General features: G+C 65.6%; 1 pseudogene. It reads right to left on the bottom strand.

The window, feature by feature from the left end:
- A pseudogene (locus tag ACTFO6_RS17245) lies at positions 1–929 on the bottom strand (XrtA/PEP-CTERM system histidine kinase PrsK); the annotation flags it as partial.
- Positions 930–1,369: the final 440 nt, after the last annotated feature.

The raw sequence follows: 1,369 nt of genomic DNA, 5'->3' as shown, positions 1-1,369 counted from the left end.
ATTTTCAACCATTCCTGGCGGTAATCGTAGCGGTAGGAAAAGAAGTGCTTGTTGATGAAAACCCGGACCTGGGAGCGGAAGGTGCCTGAGGAAAACACTAGTCCCAGCAGCAGGAGGGCGGCGAACAGGAACCCGATCTGGAGGGTCCCGCCCCAGGCGCCGCCGAAATAGCGCACGTAATAGCCGGCCGCGGCAACGGCCAGCAGGTAGAGGCCGGCGGCCATGATCGCGGTCGAGTGGAAGACCACGCCCCGCGAAAAGGCGATGTCGATGGTCCATTCCCGGCTGCGGGCCGTGGACAGGGCGACAAAGGGAATGACCAGGGCCTGTACCACGCCCCGTGCGCTCCACAGGTCGGGGTCCAGGGGGCCGCGGAACAGCAGGGCGTAGGCGTACACGTACAGATCGAACGCGAACGCGCCGCCCAGCCCGATGCACAAGGGCGCCACATGCCAGCGGGAACCCTTGGGCGCCCGGCGGTAGAGCTGTTCCACCGTGGCGAGCCCGAGCACCGAGACCGCCAGGGAACCCCCGTGGGCCGTCAAGGCCTGGGGAACTTGGAGATCCAGCGCGGACAGCGCCGGCGCAAGCCACGGCGTGACCAGAAAAATCACGGCGAGCAGAAATGGCCAGGCGCTACTTGACAGCCCCCGGCCTGAGCCCTCCCCGCGGTGCAGCAAGGAAAACAGGAAAGCGAGCCAAGCCAGGATGCGCAGGGCGTCCAGACCCCGGTATGCGGACCAGGCTATGGGGCTTCCCGACAGAACCACCGCCAGGCCGCTCCCCGCCCAGCCGGCGCTCAGGGCGATGGCGGCGAGCAGCAGGGCGGCATTGCGCCCTCCCCGCCATCCCAACCATAGCTGCAGGGCGAAAAGCGTAAACGCGGCCAGAGCGGCGGCGTAGCTCCAGAAGGCCGGCTCCGCGACCATTTCCCAGCCGATTCCGCTTGGGCCTTCAACCATAGGGTCCCTTAAATCGGGAGCGCCGGTAGGTGCTCGATGGACATGCCGGATTCATAGAATGAGAAAGCCGCACCCACGGTGCCATTCGGAGCAGGAGCATAAAGGGAGGCCATCGGTTCGTTCCGGCTGAGGCGGGCGCTCCAAGGTGCGACCTCGCATAAGCATACCAACGAACCCGGGCTGCGTCAGGTTCGGTCCGCCCGCCCTCTCCAGCGCCTGGAGGGCTTTTTCCCGCCGGCCGTAAAAAAGGAAAAAGCGCCCAAAATCGATGGCAAGGAGGCTGCCCGCCAGAGCGACAAGGCAGGATATCCGAAGCGGGAAAAAGGGAATGGACCGGGCTTGGGCGATGGAAAACGGGTAGACATCGAACGTCGCCCGCCGGGAGCCGCCGTCCCGTTGCGCCCCCT

Source organism: Pelomicrobium sp. G1, from assembly GCF_051905455.1.
Taxonomy (GTDB): Bacteria; Pseudomonadota; Gammaproteobacteria; order Burkholderiales; family UBA6910; genus Pelomicrobium.
Note: the sequence above shows the minus strand (reverse complement) of the source record. Positions and strands in the feature narration are given on the sequence as shown.